Origin of the sequence: Streptomyces paludis, from assembly GCF_003344965.1 — a bacterium.
In the GTDB taxonomy this organism is placed as follows: Bacteria; Actinomycetota; Actinomycetes; order Streptomycetales; family Streptomycetaceae; genus Streptomyces; species Streptomyces paludis.
On sequence record NZ_CP031194.1, the window covers coordinates 3,469,116 to 3,489,655 of the forward strand.

Annotated in this window: 14 protein-coding genes and 1 pseudogene; 7 read left to right on the top strand and 8 right to left on the bottom strand. The window is 70.9% G+C overall.

Going from position 1 to position 20,540, the window contains the following annotated elements; all coding sequences use genetic code 11:
- Positions 1–22: 22 nt before the first annotated feature.
- The 3 genes from DVK44_RS15235 to DVK44_RS15245 are packed head-to-tail and all read right to left on the bottom strand — an operon-like array spanning position 23 to position 2,863.
- Positions 23–934 carry an ABC transporter ATP-binding protein gene (locus tag DVK44_RS15235; RefSeq protein ID WP_114660167.1) on the bottom strand — a complete coding sequence of 304 codons (912 nt, stop codon included), beginning with the start codon at positions 932–934 and terminating at the stop codon, positions 23–25.
- Entirely contained in the window at positions 931–1,866 is a 936-nt protein-coding gene (locus DVK44_RS15240) for an ABC transporter permease (RefSeq protein WP_228447160.1), read from the bottom strand. Before DVK44_RS15240 ends, DVK44_RS15235 begins: the two co-directional genes overlap by 4 nt.
- Positions 1,856–2,863, bottom strand: coding sequence for an ABC transporter ATP-binding protein (locus tag DVK44_RS15245; RefSeq protein ID WP_114660168.1), 1,008 nt, complete (start codon positions 2,861–2,863; stop codon positions 1,856–1,858). Before DVK44_RS15245 ends, DVK44_RS15240 begins: the two co-directional genes overlap by 11 nt.
- 369 nt (positions 2,864–3,232) lie before the next feature.
- Between DVK44_RS15245 and DVK44_RS15250 the strand changes: the two genes are divergently transcribed.
- From DVK44_RS15250 to DVK44_RS15265, 4 genes are all read left to right on the top strand, one after another.
- Positions 3,233–3,787 (top strand): RNA 2'-phosphotransferase, encoded by a 555-nt coding sequence (locus DVK44_RS15250; RefSeq protein ID WP_114660169.1) that lies wholly within the window; start codon positions 3,233–3,235, stop codon positions 3,785–3,787.
- Positions 3,788–3,900: 113 nt separating this feature from the next.
- A complete protein-coding gene (locus DVK44_RS15255; RefSeq protein ID WP_114660170.1) occupies positions 3,901–4,803 on the top strand; it encodes an LLM class flavin-dependent oxidoreductase in 903 nt (300 codons plus the stop codon).
- 191 nt (positions 4,804–4,994) lie between these two features.
- Positions 4,995–5,789 (top strand): VOC family protein, encoded by a 795-nt coding sequence (locus tag DVK44_RS15260; protein ID WP_114660171.1) that lies wholly within the window; start codon positions 4,995–4,997, stop codon positions 5,787–5,789.
- Positions 5,790–5,979: 190 nt separating this feature from the next.
- Positions 5,980–6,879, top strand: coding sequence for a Cof-type HAD-IIB family hydrolase (locus DVK44_RS15265; protein ID WP_228447161.1), 900 nt, complete (start codon positions 5,980–5,982; stop codon positions 6,877–6,879).
- A gap of 33 nt (positions 6,880–6,912) precedes the next feature.
- On the opposite strand, the gene DVK44_RS15270 is transcribed toward DVK44_RS15265, so the two are convergent.
- The 5 genes from DVK44_RS15270 to hisC all read right to left on the bottom strand — a co-directional run bounded on the left by DVK44_RS15270 (position 6,913) and on the right by hisC (position 16,218).
- The gene (locus DVK44_RS15270) at positions 6,913–8,688 is read right to left on the bottom strand and encodes a sensor histidine kinase (RefSeq protein WP_114660173.1); all 1,776 of its coding nucleotides are present in this window, start codon (positions 8,686–8,688) and stop codon (positions 6,913–6,915) included.
- Between the two features lie 20 nt (positions 8,689–8,708).
- On the bottom strand, positions 8,709–12,320 hold the full coding sequence (gene cydD, locus DVK44_RS15275; RefSeq protein WP_114660174.1) for a thiol reductant ABC exporter subunit CydD: 3,612 nt from the start codon (positions 12,318–12,320) through the stop codon (positions 8,709–8,711).
- An 18-nt stretch (positions 12,321–12,338) separates the two neighbouring features.
- Positions 12,339–13,343 (bottom strand): cytochrome d ubiquinol oxidase subunit II, encoded by a 1,005-nt coding sequence (cydB, locus tag DVK44_RS15280; protein ID WP_114660175.1) that lies wholly within the window; start codon positions 13,341–13,343, stop codon positions 12,339–12,341.
- Positions 13,344–13,357: 14 nt separating this feature from the next.
- Positions 13,358–14,866: a cytochrome ubiquinol oxidase subunit I gene (locus DVK44_RS15285; protein WP_114660176.1), complete on the bottom strand. Its 1,509-nt coding sequence runs from the start codon at positions 14,864–14,866 to the stop codon at positions 13,358–13,360.
- Positions 14,867–15,138: 272 nt separating this feature from the next.
- Entirely contained in the window at positions 15,139–16,218 is a 1,080-nt protein-coding gene (hisC, locus tag DVK44_RS15290; RefSeq protein ID WP_114660177.1) for a histidinol-phosphate transaminase, read from the bottom strand.
- Between the two features lie 431 nt (positions 16,219–16,649).
- On the opposite strand from hisC, the gene DVK44_RS15295 reads away from it, so the two are divergent.
- The 3 genes and pseudogenes from DVK44_RS15295 to DVK44_RS15305 all read left to right on the top strand — a co-directional run.
- Entirely contained in the window at positions 16,650–17,762 is a 1,113-nt protein-coding gene (locus DVK44_RS15295) for a LacI family DNA-binding transcriptional regulator (protein WP_114660178.1), read from the top strand.
- Positions 17,763–18,029: 267 nt separating this feature from the next.
- A complete protein-coding gene (locus DVK44_RS15300; RefSeq protein ID WP_408055398.1) occupies positions 18,030–19,235 on the top strand; it encodes a metallophosphoesterase in 1,206 nt (401 codons plus the stop codon).
- 179 nt (positions 19,236–19,414) lie between these two features.
- Positions 19,415–20,236 (top strand): annotated as a pseudogene (locus DVK44_RS15305) (hypothetical protein); the annotation flags it as partial.
- Positions 20,237–20,540 lie beyond the last annotated feature (304 nt).

Sequence of the window (20,540 nt, forward strand, 5' to 3'; positions counted from 1 at the left end):
GTCACAGCTCCTTTCAGGCCGCTCAGGCCGCTACGAGATAGGAGAAGACCGATTCGAGGGACTCGTCGGAGGGCGAGACGGTGAGCAGCCGGATGGAGTGCTCCCGGGCGACGCGCGGCAGCAGCTCGGTGAACCGGCCGAAGTCGATCGCCTGCACCCGCAGCCCGCCCTCGACCAGATCGACCTCGATCCCGGCCGTCGACGGGTCGGCGATCAGTGCCGCGGCGAGCGCGCGGTCGTCGCTGGACCGTACGAGATAGCGGTGCGGCCGGTCCGTCATCAGGCGGCGGATCTTGCGGAAGTCGCCCGAGGCGGCGTGCCGGCCGGCCACGATCACCTCGATGTGCGAGGCGAGCTGCTCGACCTCCTCCAGGATGTGCGAGGAGAACAGCACGGTGCGGCCCTCGTCGCCCATCCGCCGCAGCAGCTCCATCAGCTGCATGCGCTGCCGCGGGTCCATACCGTTGAACGGCTCGTCCAGCAGCAGTACGGACGGCTCGTGGACCAGCGCGGAGGCCATCTTCACGCGCTGGCGCATGCCCTTGCTGTACGTCGCGATCCGACGGTCCTGCGCGTACTCCATCTCGACGGTGGCGAGCGCCGCCCGCGCCGCCTTCTTGCCGAGTCCGTGGAGTTCGGCATTGGCGACGACGAATTCGAGGCCGGTGAGGAAGTCGTACATCGACTCCCGCTCCGGCACGATGCCGATCTGCCGGTAGACGGACTCGTTCCGCCAGATCGGCTCTCCGTCGAGGGCGACGGTGCCCGTGGAGGGTGCGAGGAATCCGGCCATCATGTTGATCAGCGTGGACTTGCCCGCGCCGTTCGGACCGAGCAGTCCGGTGACGCCCGGGCCCACGTCCATGGAGACGTCGTTGACGGCCACCACGTTGCCGAACCAGCGCGAGGTGTGATCGATATGGATGGTGGTCACAGCCCGACCTTCCGGTAACGGCGCATCAGAACGGCGTACGAGCCGGCGATCAGCGCGAGAATGACCAGCAGATAGACGACGCCCGCGGCGGCCGAGGGGCCGGCTTCGCCCGGGAAGGACGATCCGGCGCCCAGGAACGCACTCTGGAGACCGTCGATCAGGGTGATCGGGGAGAAGAGACCGAGCCACTTGACGGCCCCGGTCTCGCCCGAGGAATAGGCGATCAGCTGGACGGTGGAGACCGCGCCGTACGAGATGGTCAGCGTGGCGATCACGGCCGCGACACCGAAGCCGCGACGCGGGGTGAACGCGGCCATCACCAGGCCGAGCCCGCCGAAGAGCAGGGAGAGCACCGCCACGGACACCAGCCCCTGCCCGAATCCCTTGGTCTGGTCGACGAAGTCCATCTTGGCCAGCAGCGAGCCGACGTAGAGGATCACGAGGGGCGCCCCGGTGAGTACGAAGAGGGCGGAGGCCATCGCTCCGAATTTCGCGAGGACATAGTCGACGCGTTCGATCGGCCGCGAGAAGTAGAGCGGGACGGTCCTGAAGCGCAGGTCGCGGGAGACGGACTGGGGCGCCTGCGAGGCGAGATAGAGGCCGATGACCGCCTGGGTGAAGATCGCGTAGCGCGTGTAGTCGAGCGGCAGGCTCTTGAGGTCGGTCGAGACGGCGACCGCGACGATGATCGCCGCGGGCAGGCACATCACCGCGAAGAGGATCATCGGAAGAACCTTGGACTTGGCGGAGCGGCCGAGTCCGTACGACCCGCGCAGGGACTGCGAGTAGAGGGAGCGGCGGGCGTAGGCGCGGCCGAGGCGCGCTCCTTCGTAGTTGCGGTACCCGATGTTGTGGATACGGGTGGAACCCGCGCCGCTGCCGACGCCGGTGCCCCTGGTCGTCTCCGTGCCCGGCTGGATCTCAGTGCTCATCGCGGGCGCCTCCCGTCGGCTGCGGTGTGTGGTCCGTCGCGGCGGTACCGGCCGGCTCGGAAGTGGTGGTGGGAGCGGCGGTCCCGGCCTGGTTCGGGCGGAAGACCTCCGCGATGTGGTGGCGGCGCTGCTCCATCCGTACGAGCCCGAGGCCCAGGCCGGCCACGGTGTCGCGGACGGTGTCGAGCGTGTCGTCGCCCTTGGACTCGACCAGGAGGATGTGGCCCGCGCCCGGCAGTCCCTGCTCCGTACCCGCCTGGAGCGTGACCCCGGCCGCCGTGAGGGCCTCGCGCAGCGCCTTCGTACCGTCGGGGTGCGCGTCGGTGTCGGTGACCTCGACGGCGAGGGTGGTGGTCGTACGGGTGAAGTCGCTGGTGGAGCTGGAGCGCAGCAGTGTCCCGCCGTCGATGACGACGACATGGTCGCAGGTGCGCTCCAGCTCGCCGAGCAGATGCGAGGTGACCAGTACGGAGATGCCGAAGTCGGTGTGGACCCGGCGGATGAGGCCGAGCATCTCGTCGCGGCCGACCGGGTCGAGGCCGTTGGTCGGCTCGTCCAGCAGCACCAGCTGGGGGTCGTGGACCAGCGCCTGCGCGAGCTTGACGCGCTGCTTCATACCTGTCGAGTAGCCGCCAATGGGGCGGTACCGCTCCTCGTACAGGCCGACATGGCGCAGGGTGTCGGCGGTCCGCTCGCGAGCGGCCGTGGCGGGAAGTCCGGACATGCGCGCCATATGTACGACGAACTCGGTGGCCGAGACGTCGGGCGGCAGACAGTCGTGCTCGGGCATGTACCCGACACGCTCACGGATGGCGGCGCCACTGGTGGCGACGTCGAGCCCGAGCACCTCGGCCCGGCCTTCCGTGGCGGGGGTCAGACCCAGCAGGATCTTGATCATGGTGGACTTGCCGGCCCCATTGGCGCCCACCAGCCCGGTCACACCGGGGCCGATGTCCAAGGAGAGCCGGTCAAGCGCGGTTACCCGGGGGAACCGCATACTCAGGCTTTCGGTCGCGATCACAGTCACGTTTCGAAGGTAGTGGCGCGGCCCACACCGGTCGTCAGACCAGGCGGTTGTATCCGTGTCAGCCTCCAGATGTAGGGACCCGTAAGGGCCTCGTAAGGGATGGGTACGCCGAGTCGGCCGTCAGCACGACCCCGACGGCGCCCCGACGAGCCCCGCCCGGGCCTCAACCAACCGGACAGAGCGAACACATTACCCAAAAGCCTTGAAACGGAGCCCACTTGTCCACAGATCCGGCAATCAGCCTGTGGATAAACCGAGTTGGCTGTGGATCAAACATGTGGAACGGCACGGGATCGAAAAGAAGTAGCGGCCCGGAGACCCGACCGGCACGCTGATCCAATGACCGGAAAACCAGAGGAAAGACGGGCCGTCAAGGTATCGAAGTACCTCGCCAAGCATCTGCGCCACCAGCCCGAACGTCTCGGCATCACCCTCGACGAGAATGGCTGGGTGGCGATCGACACCCTCCTCCGTGCCACCGCCGCGCACGGCTTCGGGCTGACCCGTGCCGAACTCGACCATGTGGTGACCATCAACGACAAACAGCGCTTCACCATCGACGGCGACCGGATCCGCGCCGCCCAGGGCCATACCGTCGCGGTGGATCTGGACCTGCCCCTCGCGACACCGCCCGCGTACCTCTACCACGGGACCGTGGCCCGCAACCTGGACGCCATCCGCGCCGAGGGGCTCCGCCCCATGCGCCGCCACCACGTCCATCTCTCCGCCGACCGCGAGACCGCCACCCGCGTCGGCGCCCGCCGCGGCCGGCCCGTCGTCCTTCCGGTGGACGCGGCGGCGATGCACGGGGCCGGGCTGGTCTTCCGGGTCAGCGCGAACGGCGTCTGGCTCACCGACTCCGTACCCACGCGGTACATCCGCTTCCGCGGCTGACCCCGGCGCGACAGTCCGGGCCGGTACGGGCCGGTACGGGCCGGCACGGGCCGGCACGGGCGCGCGGTACGTACCGTACGGCCGCCGCTCGGGCCGCACGTAGGCTCGTGGGCATGACCCTGCGCCTGAGCACCGTGATCCTGCCCATCGACCGCTGGCACGAAGGTGGCCGTGAGCGCTGGCAACGTGCCGAGGAGCTGGGTTTCCACGCCGCGTACACCTACGACCACCTCTCCTGGCGCACCTTCCGCGACGGCCCCTGGTTCGGCGCGCTGCCCACCCTCACCGCCGCCGCGACCGCCACGGAGCGCATCCGCCTGGGCACCCTCGTGACCTCCCCCAACTTCCGGCACCCGGTGCCGCTGGCCAAGGAGCTGATGTCCCTGGACGACATCTCCGGCGGACGGTTCACCCTGGGCATCGGCGCCGGCGGCAACGGCTTCGACGCCACCGCCCTCGGCCAGGAGGCGTGGACACCGCGCGAGCGGGCGGACCGGTTCGGTGAGTTCCTCGCCCTCCTCGACCGGCTGCTCACCGAGGACTCGGTGAGCAGCACCGGCACCCACTACTCCGCCGAGGAGGCCCGCAACCTGCCCGGCTGCGTCCAGCGCCCCCGGCTGCCCTTCGCCGTCGCCGCCACCGGCCCGCGCGGGCTGAAGCTGGCCGCGCGCCACGGCCAGGCGTGGGTGACGACCGGCGACCCGAAGCTGTTCGAGGAGGGCACCCCCGAGCAGTCGGCCGAGGCCATCCGGGGACAGATCGACCGGCTCGGCAAGGCGTGCGTGGAGAGCGGCCGGGAGATCGCGGAACTCGACAGGATCCTGCTCACCGGCTTCACCCCGGACCGCGGCCGCCCGCTGGAATCGGTCGGCGCCTTCGTGGACTTCGCCGGCCGGCACAGGGACCTCGGCATCACGGAGATCGTCATCCACTGGCCGATCCCCGACTCCGACTTCGCCGCCGATCAGGCCGTCTTCGAGAAGATCGTCACGGAGGCCCCCGCCCAGCTCCGGTGAACCGCCGCCGATGAGCCGCCGCCGGATGCGGCATCGGCGGGCGCTGACGGGACGCCGGATGCGGGATCGGCAGATGGCAGATGCGGGATCGGCGGATGCGGGATCGGCTGATCGCACGCAAGGTGGTCCGAGGGGGGAGCCCATCGGCGCGGGCTCGCGGCCCGTCGCAGACCACAGCTTGGAGACGCGAGATGCCTGAGGTCACCACCCCGTACGAGCCCGGCACGCCCTGCTGGGTCGATCTGATGGTCCCCGACCAGCAGGCCGCCCTGGACTTCTACCGGGACCTGTTCGGCTGGCAGGGCGAGATCGGCCCCGAGGAGTTCGGTGGCTACTCGATGTGCACCCTGAGGGGCAAGCCCGTCGCCGGGATCATGAAGGCGATGGCCCCCGAGGGCGCCGAGCCCGCGCCGCCACCCCACTGGAGTACGTACTTCTCCAGCGCGGACGCGGACGCCACCCAGAGCGCGATCAGCGCGAACGGCGGCTCGGTGATCTCCCCGACCATGGATGTCGGCACGATCGGCCGCATGCTGATCGCCACGGACCCCCAGGGCGCGTTCTTCGGGGTGTGGCAGCCGCTGGACTTCCCCGGCGCCCAGATCGTCAACGAGCCGGGCGCGCTGGTCTGGAACCAGCTCAGCACCTCCGACCCTGAGGCCGCCGGGACCTTCTACCGCGCCGCGCTGGGCCTGGAGGCCGGACCGATGCCCGGCATGCCGGGATTCACCGGCTTCCAGGTCAAGGGACGTACGGTCGGCAGCCTCCAGGGCATGGAGAACCTGCCCGAGGGCGTCCCGCCGCACTGGCTCGTCAGCTTCGCCGTGGACGACACGGACAGCACGGTCGACGCGCTCGTCCGGGCCGGCGGGACGCTGCTGGTGCCGCCCTTCGACATCGAGAAGGTCGGCAGGCTGGCCATCGTCCAGGACCCCCAGGGCGCGACCTTCTCGATGGTCGCCCTCCTCGGCACACCGGAGTCCTGAGCCGGTCCGAGCCACTCCGAGCCGGGCCGAGCCACTCCGAGCCGGGCCGAGCCCGCCTGAGAGCGCGCCCGAGCCGTCCGAACCCGTCCGAAGCCCTCGCGCGGTGGGCGCCGGGAGCACCGCACCCGACGCCCACTCAGATGTGCGCCCCTCCGCACGCCCGTGCGGATCCGTGCGCGAGAATGATCCCGTGACCCTGCCCCGTGGATCTCAGACCCCGCCCGACGACTCCCCGCTCCCCGCCCGGCCGCGGCTGATCGCCACCGATCTGGACGGCACCCTGCTGCACGACGGCAAATACGTCTCGGAGCGTACGGTCAAGGCGCTCGCCGCCGCCGAGGAGGCCGGGATCGAGGTCTTCTTCGTCACCGGCCGGCCGGCCCGCTGGATGGACGTCGTCAGCGACCACGTACACGGTCACGGCATGGCGATCTGCGCCAACGGCGCGGCGGTGGTCGATCTGCACGCCGGCGGCAAGCTGCTCAGGAGCCGCCCGCTGGACCGTACGGTGGCGCTGGACGTCGTACGGGCGCTGCGCGACGCCGCGCCGGGGACGACCTTCGCGGTGGAGACGACCACCGGCATCCACTACGAGCCGCGGTACCCGCGCTTCGCCGACGACCCGGCCGTGAGTCTGGGCACCGCCGAGCACCTGCTGAGCGAAAGCGGCCCGGCGCAGGCTCCCCCGGCCTCGGCCCTCGCGGACACCGTCCCGGTGCTGAAACTGCTCGCGCACCACACCGACCTCACCCCCGACGGCTTCCTCGCCCTGGCCCGTACGGCGGCGGGCGACCGCGCCAACATCACCCGCTCCAGCCCGTCCGCGCTGCTGGAGATCAGCGGCCCGGGCGTCAGCAAGGCCAGCACGCTCGCCCTCTGCTGCGCCGAGCGCGGCATCTCCTCCGACGAGGTCGTCGCCTTCGGTGACATGCCGAACGATCTGGAGATGCTGACCTGGGCCGGCAGCTCCTACGCCATGGGCAACGCGCACCCGGACGTACTGGCCGCCGCCTCCGGCCGTACGGTCACCAACAACGAGGACGGCGTGGCGGTCATCATCGAGGAGATCCTGGCGCGGCGGCAGCCGTGACCAACCTGCCCTAACCACGGGAGCGCGGAAGTCTCACAGCGGGGCTTCCCAGATCACCGTCGTACCGCCGCCCGGCGCGAGCCCGCTCGCGCAGCTGCTCGACCCGCCCAGCGACTCCGCCCGCCGCAGCAGATTGCGCAGCCCGCTACGGCGGCCGCCCGCCGGGATACCCACCCCGTCGTCGGCGACCGACAGCCGCACCGCGCCCCGGCCGTCGGGCAGCCGTACGGTGACATCCACGACGACCTCGATCCGGGTGGCGCGCGCGTGCCGGAAGGCGTTCGAGAGGGCTTCCCGGAGCGCGGCGATCAGGTTCTTCCCGACGAGTTCCCCGACGGCGGCGTCGACCGGGCCGACAAAGCGGTGGCCCGGCCGGAAGCCCAGCGGCACCGCCGCCATGTTGATCTCCCGCAGGACCCGGGTGCGCAGCCCGGCCGGTGCCTCGGCCGAGCCCTGCTGGAGCGCGAAGATGGCCGTACGGATCTCCTGGATGGTCACGTCGAGGGCCTCGACCGCCTGGTCGATGCCCTGGTGGACCTCGGGCGCGACCGCGCCGCGGTGGGCGCTCTCCAGCATCAGCCCGGTCGCGAACAGCCGCTGGATGACGAGATCGTGGAGATCGCGGGCGATCCGGTCGCGGTCCTCCAGGACGGCCAGCCGCTCGCGGTCGCGCTGTGCCTCGGCCATCATCAGCGCCAGCGCCGCCTGCGAGGCGAACTGGGTGGCGAGGGCCCGTTCCCGCGCGCCGAAGCGGCGCGCGCCGCGCAGCCGGGGCGTGATGAGCGCGCCGAGCACCCGGCCGTCCGTACGCAGCGGCAGCAGCATGCTCGGGCCGAACCCGGTGTCCGGCGGGGTCATCATCCGGGGGTCGGTGGGGGCGTCGTCGACGAAGACGGGTTCGCCGGCCAGGACGGTCGCGACGACGGGGCTGTCGGCCGGGATGACATCACCGGGTCTGGTGGTGGGATGGTCGGCCGAGACGGCCACGATCTCCAGCCCGCCCTCCGGGGTGCGCAGCATCACCACCCCGACCGCGGAATCCGCGAGTCTGCGGGCCTGTTCCGCGACGACGGAGAGCGCGTCGTCGGCATCGTCGCCGCCCCCGGAGAGCAGGGCGGTGGTGACGGCGACCGAGCCGTCGATCCACCGCTCGCGCTGCCGGGCGGCCTCGTACAGCCGGGCGTTGCCGATGGCGGTGCCGGCCTCGTTGGCCAGGACGCGCAGCATCCGCAGGTCGTGATCGCTGAACCCGTCAGGGTGGTCGCTGAACCCGTCCCGTTGATCGTCGCCCCCCTCCCGGCGCGCACCCACGCCACGCTGGGACGGCTGCTTCTCCGTCAGATAGAAGTTGCCTACGGTCTCGCCCTGCACCTGGATGGGGACCCCGAGAAACGTGCGCATCGGCGGATGGCCCGGCGGGAATCCGACGGAGCGCGGGTCCGTGGTCAGATCCGCGAGCCGGATCGGGTCGGGATGCCGCATCAGGGCGCCGAGCAGCCCGCTGTGCCCGTCGGGCCGGCGCCCGATCCGCCGCGCCATGTCCTCCCCGGCCCCGTACGCGACGAAGTCGGCGAGGCGCTCGCCCGTCTCGTCGAGGAGGCCGATCGCGGCGTACCGGGCCCCGATGAGTTCGGCCGCGGTCCCGCAGATCCGGTCGAGTGTGGCGTGCAGCCCCAGCCCCGCGCCGGCTGAGCACATCGCTTCCAGCAGCTGCGGCACCCGAGCGGTGGCCTCGGCGGACAGGCCCTCCAGACTGCCGGCCGCGTGGGTGGCGGCTTCGAGGGGATCCATGGGCTCGGGCACTTTCATACCCAAGAGCCTAGTAAGTCCTATTTGACAGGGAAAGTCGACTTCTGGACGCCGAGCAGATCCCCGGCCCGTTCCCGCTCCAGCATCCGCCGCAGCGGCCCTTCCCCGGCGGCGAGTTCGGCGTACGGACCACGCTGTACGCAGCGGCCCCCGTCGAGCACGATCACCTCGTCGACCGTGTCGAGACCCCGCAGCCGGTGGGTGATGAGCAGCGTCGTCCGCCCCTCGGTCGCGGCCAGCAGATCGGCGGTCAGGGCGTCCGCCGTCGCCAGGTCCAGATGCTCGGCGGGCTCGTCCAGGATCAGTACGGGGAAGTCCGCGAGCAGCGCGCGGGCCAGCGCCAGACGCTGCCGCTGTCCCCCGGAGAGCCGGGCGCCGTGCTCGCCGACGAGGGTGTCGAGACCGGCGGGCAGCGCGTCCACCCAGTCGAGCAGCCGGGCCCGGCGCAGCGCGTCGCGCAGCGCGTCGTCGGACGCGTCCGTACGGGCGAGCCGCAGGTTCTCCCGTACGGAGCTGTCGAAGAGGTGCGCGTCCTGGGCGCAGAGCCCGACGAAGCGCCGGACCGTGTCCCCGTCGAGCGCGGCCAGCTCCGTACCGCCGAGGCGGCACTCGCCCTCACGCGCGTCCAGGAAGCGCAGCAGCACCTGGGCGAGCGTGCTCTTGCCCGCGCCCGAGGGGCCGACGACGGCGACGCGCTTCCCTTCGGTCAGCGTCAGATCGAGACCGCTGAGCGCGTCCCGCCGCTGCCCGGCGTAGCGCGCGGTCAGTCCGCGTACCTCCAGCGGGAACGGCGACACGGGGGCGGCGGCGGGCTCCGCCGGCTCCTGTACGGGTACGGGGGCGTCCAGCACCTCGTGCACCCGCTCGGCGCCGCGCGCGGCCCGCCTGCGGTGGCGTACGGCGAGGGGCAGCCCGGCGACGGCCTCGAACGCGGCGAGCGGCGTCAGGACGATCACGGCCAGCTCGACGCCGGCCAGCCGCCCGTCACCAACGGCGGGGATCGCGACGAACGCGGCGACGGCCACGGTCAGTCCGCAGATCAGGGCCGAGAGGCCGCTGCCGAGCGCGTTGCCGCTCGCACCGCGCGACGCGATGGCCGTGAGCGCGCCGTCGGCCCGCCGTACCTGCTCCAGCCGGCCCTTCAGCGCACCCGCGACGGTCAGCTCGGCCATACCGGCGAGCAGATCGGTGACCCGGGTCGCGAGCAGCCCGCGCGCCGGGGCCAGCCGCCCCTCACCGCGGCGAGTGACCGCCGCGCTCAGCAGCGGTACGCCCACCCCGGCGGCGAGCAGCCCGGCGGCCAGGACGGCGCCCGCCTCCGGCAGCAGCCACGCGGTGAATCCGACGGTGCCCGCGCCGACGAGCAGGGCGCTGCCGACGGGCAGCAGCCACCGGAGCCAGTAGTCCTGAAGCTCGTCCACATCCGCGACCAGCCGGGACAGCAGATCCCCGCGACGCGTCTCGCGCAGTCCGGCGGGGGCGACACGCTCCAGCCGCCGGTACACGGAGACCCGGAGGTCCGCGAGCATCCTGAGCACGGCGTCGTGGGAGACGACGCGCTCGGCGTAGCGGAAGACGGCCCGGCCGATGCCGAAGGCACGGGTCGCCGTCACCGCGATCATCAGATAGAGCACGGGCGGCTGCTCCGACGCGCGCGAGATGAGCCAGCCGGACACCGCCATGAGCCCGACGGCGGAGCCCAGGGCGCAGCTTCCGAGGAGCAGGGCGAGCAGGAAGCGCCCGCGCAGCGCCCCGGCGGCGGCCCGCATCCGCGCGAGGGGTTTCCCGGACGCCGCGAACCCGTCGTACGTACCGGAGCCGTCGTACGCATCGAACCCGTCGTACGCGCCGGAGCCGGCGGGCCGCGGGACGTCCTCCTCGGCGTCCCCGGCGGCGCTCCCGATGATGTCCTCCACGGCGTCCCACGCGTCCGGCTCCCGCGCGCCGGACGCCAAGGGCGTCGGCAGCCCGTCGCCGGTCTCCCGTGCCGTCCGTACGGTCCGGGCCGGCAGCTCCACCACCCTGTCCGCCACCGCGAGCAGCGCCGGCCGGTGGACGACGAGCAGGACCGTACGGCCGACCGCCAGCCGGCGTACGGCCTCGACGATGCCCTCCTCCGTCTCCCCGTCCAGCGCGGCCGTGGGTTCGTCGAGAAGCAGCAGCGGGCGGTCCGCGAGGAAGGCGCGGGCCAGCGCGAGCCGCTGGCGCTGACCGGCCGAGAGCCCGGCCCCGTCCTCGCCGAGCGGGGTGTCGAGGCCCCGGGGGAGCGCGGCCACGAAGTCGGCCGCGCCCGCGTCGCGCAGCGCGTCCCACACCGCCGCCGCCTCGGCGTCCGGCCTGGCCAGCCGGACGTTCTCCGCGATGGTCCCGGCGAAGAGATGGGGGCGCTGCGGGACCCAGGCGATCCGCTCGTGCCAGCGGTCCGGGTCGAGGGAGGCCAGCTCGCGGCCGTCCACCCGTACCCGGCCCTCGTCGGGCACGGCGAACCCGAGCAGCACCTGGAGCAGCGTGGACTTGCCCACGCCGCTCGGGCCGACCAGGGCGACCGTCTCGCCCGGCTCGACCGTCAGGGAGGCGTTGTCGAGCGAGGGCTCCGTACGGCCCTGGTGGCGGACCGTCACCCCGGTCAGCTCCAGCCTCGGCGCGCCGGGCACCGCGCTCGTACCGCGCGCCGGAGGAGCGGTCTCCAGGACCGTGAAGATCTCCTCGGCGGCGGCAAGCCCCTCGGCCGCCGCGTGGTACTGGGCGCCGACCTGCCGGATCGGCAGATACGCCTCGGGCGCGAGAACGAGCACCACCAGGCCGGTGTACAGATCCAGTTCTCCGTGGACGAGCCGCATCCCGATACCGACCGCGACCAGCGCCACCGACAGCGTCGAGAGCAGCTCCAGCGCGAAGGACGACAGGAAGGCGATCCGCAGTGTCCGCAGCGTGGCCCGCCGGTACTGCGTGGTGATCGTACGGATCGACTCGGCCTGTGCCTTGGCCCGGCCGAAGACCTTGAGCGTCGGCAGTCCGGCAACTACATCGAGGAAGTGGCCCGACAGCCGGGAGAGCAGACTCCACTGACGGTCCATCCGGGACTGGGTGGCCCAGCCGATGAGCGCCATGAACATCGGGATCAGCGGCAGGGTCACCACGATGACGGCGGCCGAGACCCAGTCCTCGGTGACAATGCGCGCGAGCACCGCCACCGGCACCACCACCGCGAGCCCCAGCTGCGGCAGATAGCGCGCGAAGTAGTCGTCCAGGGCGTCGACTCCCCGGGTGGCGAGCGCCACCAGGGAGCCCGTACGCCGGCCGCTCAGCCACGCGGGCCCCAGCTCGGCCGCCCGAGCCAGCAGCCGTCGCCGCAGCTCGGACTTGACCGCCGCGCTCGCCCGATGGGCCGCCAGCTCGGTGAGCCAGGCGACCAGACCGCGCCCGAGGGCCACCGCCGCCAGCAGAAGCAGCGGGGTACGCAGCGCGGTCCCGTCCAGCCCGTGCTGGAAGGCGCCGACCACCAGCTCTGCGATCAGCATCGCCTGGGCGATGACCAGCCCGGCACCGGCCAGCCCGAGCGCCACGACCGCCGCCAGGAAGAAGCGGGTGGCGCGGGCGTACCGGAGCAGTCGCGGATCGATTGGTTTCACGTGAAACACCCGCCTTCGTCAGTGGGTGGCGTCGGCGATGTGCTGCGTACCGATCCGCTTGCGGAAGACCCAGTACGTCCAGCCCTGGTAGAGCATCACCACCGGAGTGGCGATACCCGCGCACCAGGTCATGATCTTCAGGGTGTACGGGGTGGAGGAGGCATTCGTGACGGTCAGGCTCCACGCGTCGTTCAGCGAGGACGGCATGACGTCCGGGAAGAGCGTAAGGAAGAACGTGGCGACCAGGGCCGCGATCGTCACCCCGGAGAGCGCGAACGACCAGCCCTCGCGCCCCGCCGCTATCGCCACGATCGCCCCGGCCAGCGCCACGAGGGCGACGATCACCGCGATCAGGCTGCCGCCGTCGCCGCGGTCCAGCTGCGTCCAGACCAGGAACCCGAGGGTCAGTACGGCGGCGACCGCGCCCAGCCCGAGCGCCAGCCTCCTGGCCCGCACCCGGATGTCGCCGACGGTCTTCAGCGCGGCGAACACCGTGCCGTGGAAGGTGAAGAGGGCCAGCGTGACCAGCCCGCCGAGCAGCGCGTACGGGTTGAACAGATCCCCGAGACCGCCGACGTACTCCTTGTGGGCGTCGATCTTGACCCCGTGCACGATGTTGCCGAAGGCGACCCCCCAGAGCACGGCGGGGAGCAGCGAGGTCCAGAAGATCGTGTGCTCCCAGTTGCGCTGCCAGCTCTCCTCCGGCCGCTTGGCCCGGTACTCGAAGGCGACACCGCGCAGGATCAGACAGACCAGGATGAGCAGCAGCGGCAGATAGAAGCCGGAGAAGAGCGTCGCGTACCAGTCCGGGAAGGCCGCGAAGGTGGCTCCGGCGGCGCTCAGCAGCCAGACCTCGTTGCCGTCCCAGACGGGCCCGATGGTGTTGATGAGGACCCGTCGCTCCGCGCGGTCACGGGCGAGCAGCTTGGTGAGGACCCCGATGCCGAAGTCGAACCCTTCGAGAAAGAAGTAGCCGGTCCAGAGGACGGCGATCAGCACGAACCAGACGTCGTGGAGTTCCATGGCTCATCGACTCCTCAGTACGAGAAGGCCATCGGCCGGTCGGCGTCCGCATGGTCGCCGCCGATCTTGGTGGGCGGGTTGAGGTCGTCGTCCGTCAGCTCCGGCGGCCCGGCCTTGACGTACTTCACCATCAGCCGGACCTCGATCACCGCGAGGACCGCGTACAGCAGGGTGAAGACGGCCATCGAGATAAGCACCTCGATCTGGGAGACGCCCGGGGAGACCGCGTCGGCCGTGCGCAGCACTCCGTACACGACCCAGGGCTGACGGCCGGTCTCGGTGAAGATCCAGCCCCAGGAGCTGGCGATCAGCGGGAAGAGCATCGTCCAGAGGGCGGTGACCCAGTACCACGTGGCGAACCTCGGGCTGAGCGCCTTGTTCCGGAAGAGCACCAGATGCGGCACCTCGTCCTCCCCCGTCCGCAGCGCGGCCGGCAGCAGGAACTTCTTCCTGGTGAGCCAGAGGCCGAGCAGCCCGAGGGCGAAGGACGCCATGCCGAAGCCGATCATCCAGCGGAAGCTCCAGTAGGCGACGGGGATATTGGGCCGGTAGTCGCCGGGCCCGTACTTCTCCTGTTCGGCCTTGTTGACGTCGTTGATGCCCGGGACGTACGAGGTGAAGTCGCTGTTGGCGAGGAAGGAGAGCAGTCCGGGTATCTCGATGGCGACGGAGTTGTGCCCCTTGTCGACGTCTCCGTAGGCGAACACCGAGAACGGCGCGGGCTTCTCGCCGTCCCACAGGGCCTCGGCCGCCGCCATTTTCATCGGCTGCTGCTTGTACATGACCTTGCCGAGGGTGTCGCCGCTAATGGCGGTGAGCATTCCCGCGATGACCACCGTGATCAGGCCGAGCCGCAGTGAGGTGCGCATCACCGGAATGTGCTTCTTGCGCGCCAGGTGGAAGGCCGCGATTCCGACCATGAAGGCGCCGCCGACCAGGAACGCCGCGGTCAGGGTGTGGAAGAACTGGGTGAGTGCGGTGTCCTGCGTGAGCACTTTCCAGAAGTCGGTGAGTTCGGCCCGTCCGGCTTCCTTGTTGATGCGGTAGCCGACCGGGTGCTGCATCCAGGAGTTGGCCGCCAGAATGAAGTACGCGGAGAGCACCGTGCCGATCGAGACCATCCAGATACAGGCCAGATGGATCTTCTTCGGCAGCTTGTCCCAGCCGAAGATCCACAGTCCGATAAAGGTGGATTCGAAGAAGAAGGCGATCAGCGCCTCGAAGGCGAGCGGGGCGCCGAAGACATCCCCCACGAAGCGCGAGTAGTCGGACCAGTTCATTCCGAACTGGAACTCCTGCACGATGCCGGTGACCACGCCCATCGCGATATTGATCAGAAAGAGCTTGCCCCAGAACTTGGTGGCCTTGAGGTACTTGGGATTCTCCGTGCGGACCCACGCGGTCTCCAGCCCGGCGGTGAGCGCCGCGAGCGAGATCGTCAGGGGAACGAAGAGGAAGTGGTAGACGGTGGTGATGCCGAACTGCCAGCGCGCCAGGGTCTCCGGCGCCAGAGCGAGGTCCACGTCTTCTCTCCTTACATCACATCGCCATGGTCACAGCGGCGGCGGCCTGCCCCTTTCGCCCTGGACGTACCACCAGGAACGGGACACGCTTGTGAACGCGTTCACATTCACAAGCATTATGTCGCACACACTTTCCCGATCTTCGCGTGGGGGGGGTACCTGAACGGCGGGCAGGGACGGCCGAGGGCGGCCCCGCATGGGACCGCCCTCGGCCGAAACTCTCCGCGCCGGCTTCGCAAGAGCCCGACTAACCCCCGCAGCCCCTACAACCCCTACAGCTCCTTGCGGAACGCCTCTGCCGTCCGCAGGAACAGGTCGTTGGCCTCGTGCTCGCCGATCGTCACCCGGACCCCCTCGCCCGCGAAGGGCCGTACGACCACCCCGGCCGCCTCGCAGACCGCCGCGAAGTCCTGGGTGCGCGCGCCGAGCCGCAGCCAGACGAAGTTGGCCTCCGTCTCCGGCACCGTCCAGCCCTGCCCCACCAGCCCCTGCCGGACCCTCGCCCGCTCGGTGACCAGGGACCCGACCCGGCCCATCAGCTCGTCCTCGGCGCGCAGCGAGGCGATCGCCGCCTCCTGCGCGATCTGGCTCACCCCGAAGGGGACCGCCGTCTTGCGCAGCGCGGCGGCGACCGGCTCGTGGGCGATCGCGAAGCCGATCCGCAGACCGGCGAGACCGTACGCCTTGGAGAAGGTGCGCAGGACGGCCACATTCGGCCGGTCGCGGTACAGCTCGACGCCGTCCGGCACCTCGGGGTCGCGGACGAACTCGCGGTACGCCTCGTCCAGCACCACGAGCACATCGCCCGGCACCCGGTCGAGGAACCGTTCCAGCTCGGCCCGGCGCACCGCCGTACCGGTCGGGTTGTTGGGGTTGCAGACGAAGATCAGCCGCGTCCGCTCGGTGACCGCGTCGGCCATCGCGTCGAGGTCGTGCACGTCCTCCCCGGTCAGCGGCACCTCCACCGGAGTCGCCCCCGAAATCCGGGTGATAATCGGGTAAGCCTCAAAGGAGCGCCAGGCATAGACGACCTCGTCGCCCGGTCCCGCCGTGGCCTGAATCAGCTGCTGGGCGACGCCCACCGAGCCGGTCCCCGTCGCCAGATGGGCGGCCGGCACACCGAAGCGGCCGGCCAGCTCGGTCAGCAGTCCGGTGCAGGCCAGGTCGGGGTAGCGGTTGAAGGACCCGGCGGCCGCTATCGCCCGGTCCATCACCCCGGGCAGCGGCGGATACGGGTTCTCGTTGGAGGACAGCTTGTACGCGACGGGCCCGCCGGACGCCGCCGGCCTGCCCGGCTTGTACGTGGGAATGCCGTCCAGCTCGGCGCGCAGCTTGGGGCTGGTCTCGCTCACCGCAGGTCCTCCTCGGCCGTTCACGGGTCCGTACAGGGGTACGGGGGCCCGGCCGTACGGGCCGCTCCCGGTCCGGACGTCCGCCCCCATGCTCAGCTTATGAGGTTCCCGGCCGTCGCGAAGGGCCCGCCGAGGACCCGCGAAGGGCCCGCGCACGGGGCGCCGCCCGAGGGGCGCGTTCGCCGTCCTGGCGCGCGCCCGTGGCTCGCGCCGTGGCGCGCATCCCCCGTAGTGGTGAGTTGAGACCTCTTCGAAACATGGCCCCTTCAACAGGTCCAGACCGCTCCTCGCACAGGAGACCATGGCAAACTACACCAACTACCTTACCTTCATGGGCAGTTAAGCTTTTTAGACCATGCAGAAACGTGCCTGCTGCCGGGTGCATATGCGACCGGCCCCACCGCCCGCCCGAGCCCTACTATCGGCTCGCCATGACAGCAGCAGGGAAACACCAGGTGAGCCGGACGGACACAACCCGCCGGGGAAACCGGCAAAGCCGGGCGGGCATCAGGGACGTGGCCGCCGCAGCCGGTGTCTCCATCACGACTGTCTCGGACGCGCTCAACGGCAAGGGCCGCTTACCCGACGCCACGAGACGCCATGTCCGGGAGGTCGCCGAGCGCCTCGGCTACCGGCCGTCCGCCGCGGCCAGAACCCTCCGTACGGGCAAATCGGGCCTCATCGGCCTGACCGTGACCACGTACGGGGATGAACCTTTCACCTTTACCGAGTTCGCCTACTTCGCAGAGATGGCCCGGGCCGCGACCTCGGCCGCGCTCGCCCGCGGCTACGCCCTCGTCATCCTCCCCGCCACCTCCCGACACGATGTCTGGGCGAACGTCGCCCTGGACGGCACCGTCGTCATCGACCCCTCCGACCACGATCCCGTCGTGGCGGAACTCGTCCGCCAGGGCCTTCCCGTCGTCTCCGACGGCCGGCCCGCGGGCACCCTTCCCGTCACCGCCTGGGTCGACAACGACCACGAGGCGGCCGTCCTCGATCTCCTCGACCATCTCGCCGACGCCGGCGCCCGCCGGATCGGCCTCCTCACCGGCACCACCACCGACACCTACACCCGGCTCTCGACCACCGCCTATCTGCGCTGGTGCGAGCGGGTCGGCCAGGAACCGGTGTACGAGTCGTACCCCGCCCACGACCCCTGTGCCGGGGCCGTGGCGGCCGACCGGCTCCTGGCCCGCCCCGACCGCCCCGACGCCGTCTACGGGCTCTTCGACCCCAACGGCACCGACCTCCTCGCCGCCGCCCGGCGGTACGGCCTGCGCGTCCCCGAGGACCTGCTGATCGTCTGTTGCAGCGAGTCCACGGTGTACGCGGCCACCGAACCGCCCATCACCACGCTCTCGCTCAAACCGCGCCGGATCGGCACCGCCGTCGTCCAGCTCCTCATCGACGCCATCGAGGGGATCGACAACGACCGGCCGGTGGAGCAGGTCATACCGACCGAGCTGATCATCCGGACGTCGTCGCAACGGCGCCCGCCCCGCACCACGGTCAGCCCGCCCCGCTCCCCCGCGGGCGACTGACCGTGCCCGGTTCCCGCGAGGCGGCGCGCCGGCCGGCCGTAGACTCTCGGGAATCGGCTGGAGGATCAGACCTTTCGCATTTCGGGCGATCGGCGCGAAAAACGCCGCCGAACCAAAGGTCCGACGGGATTCACCACCCCTGGTGCGTCCCACAGGACCAGCGGCGTTCCTATGATGGGCGCACGACACCACGGACTTTCCCCTATCGTCGATGGGCAGATCCCCATCCCGGCCGGGCAGGCCCGAGAGGTGTACGGCGGCGCGACGGTGGTGGAGGGGTCGATGACACAGGGGGCCGGCCAGGGACCCGTGGTGCGGACGGCGACGTTGCGCGACTTCCGCGTACCGCCGTACGCGCAGGTACCCGTGCGGTCCGGGGAGCCGGACCAGCCCGAACAGCCGCGGCAGCCCGGACCGGCCGAACCCGCCGGCGCCCCGGCGGGCGGTCTGCCCGCCCCGGCGGCGAGCGGTCCGTCCCCCGCCGCGGCCGACGGTCCGTCGTCCGTGCACCCCGGCAACGCCATCCCGGCGGACGAACTGCCCGCGGACTACACACCCACCGTGCGCGACCTCCCGGTGATCAACCGGGGGGACACCGTCCTGGTACGGGTGGACCCCGTCGAGACGCCCGCCGCGGCCGACGGTCTCGGCCCGCTCTACGCCGTCGGTGACGTCCACGGCTATCTGGACGAACTGATCGGCGCGCTGGCCGAGCAGGGCCTCATCGACGCCGAGGGCCACTGGGCCGCGGGCAACGCCCGCCTCTGGTTCCTCGGCGACTTCACCGACCGCGGCCCCGACGGCATCGGCGTCATCGATCTGGTGATGCGGCTCTCCGCCGAAGCGGCGGCCTCCGGCGGCTACTGCAAGGCCCTGATGGGCAATCACGAGCTGCTGCTCATCGGCGCGAAGCGCTTCGGCGACACCCCCGTCAACTCCGGTGCGGGCACCGCCACCTTCCAGGCCGCCTGGCTGCTCAACGGCGGCCAGCGCACGGACATGGAGCGGCTCCAGGACGTCCATCTTCAGTGGATGTCACGGCTCGACGCGGTCGTCGAGCAGGACGGGCATCTGCTGATGCACTCCGACACGACCGCCTATCTGGACTACGGATCCACGATCGACGACGTCAACGACACGGTCCATCAGATCCTGACCCGCAATGACGCCGACGAATGCTGGGATCTGTTCCGCAAGCTCACCAAGCGCTTCGCGTTCCGTGACGAGGGCGGCCCCGAGGCCGTTCGCGAACTGCTCTCCCAGTACGGCGGACAGCGCGTCGTCCACGGCCACAGCCCCATTCCCTATCTCCTCGGGGAAGTCGGCACCGAGGACGCGGCGGACGGCGAAGAGGACTCCGGCCCTCTGGTGGAAGGGCCGCACGTATATGCCGATGGACTTGCCATCGCCATGGACGGCGGCGTCACGATGGCAGGAAAACTGCTGGTGGTCCAGCTTCCCCTGACCGGCTGAGCGACCGTCAGGGGGAGTGTCCGGAGGAAAGCCCCAACGGCGTTTTCCGGAAACCCTCTGTCCCGTCCCGCCAAAACAGCTCTACCATCGCCTTATCCGTAGCAGGCTCTCCTCCGTTTCCGCCGATTGTCCGTACCTCACGGACGACGGCCCCACAGAGCATCGGGGGATGCACACCCATGAATAGCGCTCCACACCTCCAGAGCGAGGATCGCGCGGATTTCGAGCGGATCCTCGACGATGTACTGAGGAATGCACACGAACGCCCCGATCTCGCCGAGATCGGCCGTCGGCTCAATACCGCACAACTGCGCACCATGGCCCTGAACTCCACCACGCTGATCACCTCCGCGGCGGCCCCGGAGTATCAGCATTACGCCAAGATCCGCGACGACGCCCGCGCACCGGCCCTCGCCGTCTCCGTCCAGGAAGCCGTCCTGGACGCCGCGGACGACAGAACGCCGGGCTCCGGCGCCGGATTCACCGCGGTCATCGCGGTGCTGCTCCCGATCCTGGGAGGCACCGCCGCCATCATCTTCCTGCTCGTCGGCTATCTCCTCGAAGCACTCGACCCGCCGCCCGCCTTCGCGGGCAGCATGCTCGCCGTCGGCTGGTTCTTCGCGGCCGTCACCGGGCTCGGGGTCCTCGCCGCCGCGATCGGCCTGGTGGTCACGGCGCTGCGCAACAGCGCGACACAGGTCCCGGCGGAGGAGGCGCCGAGGAAGGAGCTGCCGGACGAGGTGGCCCGCGCCCGGGACGCCTGGCGTCATGCCGTGCGGGAGCGCGGAATCCTGCCGTTCCTGCGGTCCGCGCTGGCCGATCCGAGCGCCGACCCGACCGCGCCGGGACCGCCCAGCCCCACCAGAGGGCTGCCCAAGATCGGTTACAGCCGTCCCGACTTCAGCAGCCCGGACGAGGGCTCCGCCGACGGCCGGCGCCCGAACTTCAGCAGTCCCGACTTCAGCAGCCCTGATTTCGGCAGTCCCGACTTCTCCAGCCCCGACTTCAGCAGTCCGGACGAGGGCTCCACGCCCGGCAAACGTCCGAACTTCAGCAGCCCCGACTTCGGGAGCCCGGACTTCTCCAGCCCCGACTTCGCCAGCCCGGACGAGGGCTCCACACCTGGCAAGGGTCCGAACTTCAGCAGCCCCGACTTCGGGAGCCCTGATTTCTCCAGCCCCGATTTCGGCAGTCCGGACGAGGACTCCTCGCCCGGCAAGCGCCCCACCTTCAGCAGCCCGGACTTCTCCAGCCCTGACTTCGGCCCGGAGCGCCGGCCGGAGTGATCCCCGGCCGGCGCCCGTT

Coding starts and splice junctions, on each gene's coding strand:
- DVK44_RS15240 (WP_228447160.1), bottom strand. CDS start 1,866: ATGAGCACTGAGATCCAGCCGGGCACGGAGACGACCAGGGGCACCGGC.
- DVK44_RS15245 (WP_114660168.1), bottom strand. CDS start 2,863: ATGCGGTTCCCCCGGGTAACCGCGCTTGACCGGCTCTCCTTGGACATC.
- cydB (WP_114660175.1), bottom strand. CDS start 13,343: ATGGAACTCCACGACGTCTGGTTCGTGCTGATCGCCGTCCTCTGGACC.
- DVK44_RS15270 (WP_114660173.1), bottom strand. CDS start 8,688: ATGAAAGTGCCCGAGCCCATGGATCCCCTCGAAGCCGCCACCCACGCG.
- DVK44_RS15250 (WP_114660169.1), top strand. CDS start 3,233: ATGACCGGAAAACCAGAGGAAAGACGGGCCGTCAAGGTATCGAAGTAC.
- DVK44_RS15260 (WP_114660171.1), top strand. CDS start 4,995: ATGCCTGAGGTCACCACCCCGTACGAGCCCGGCACGCCCTGCTGGGTC.
- DVK44_RS15295 (WP_114660178.1), top strand. CDS start 16,650: ATGACAGCAGCAGGGAAACACCAGGTGAGCCGGACGGACACAACCCGC.
- DVK44_RS15255 (WP_114660170.1), top strand. CDS start 3,901: ATGACCCTGCGCCTGAGCACCGTGATCCTGCCCATCGACCGCTGGCAC.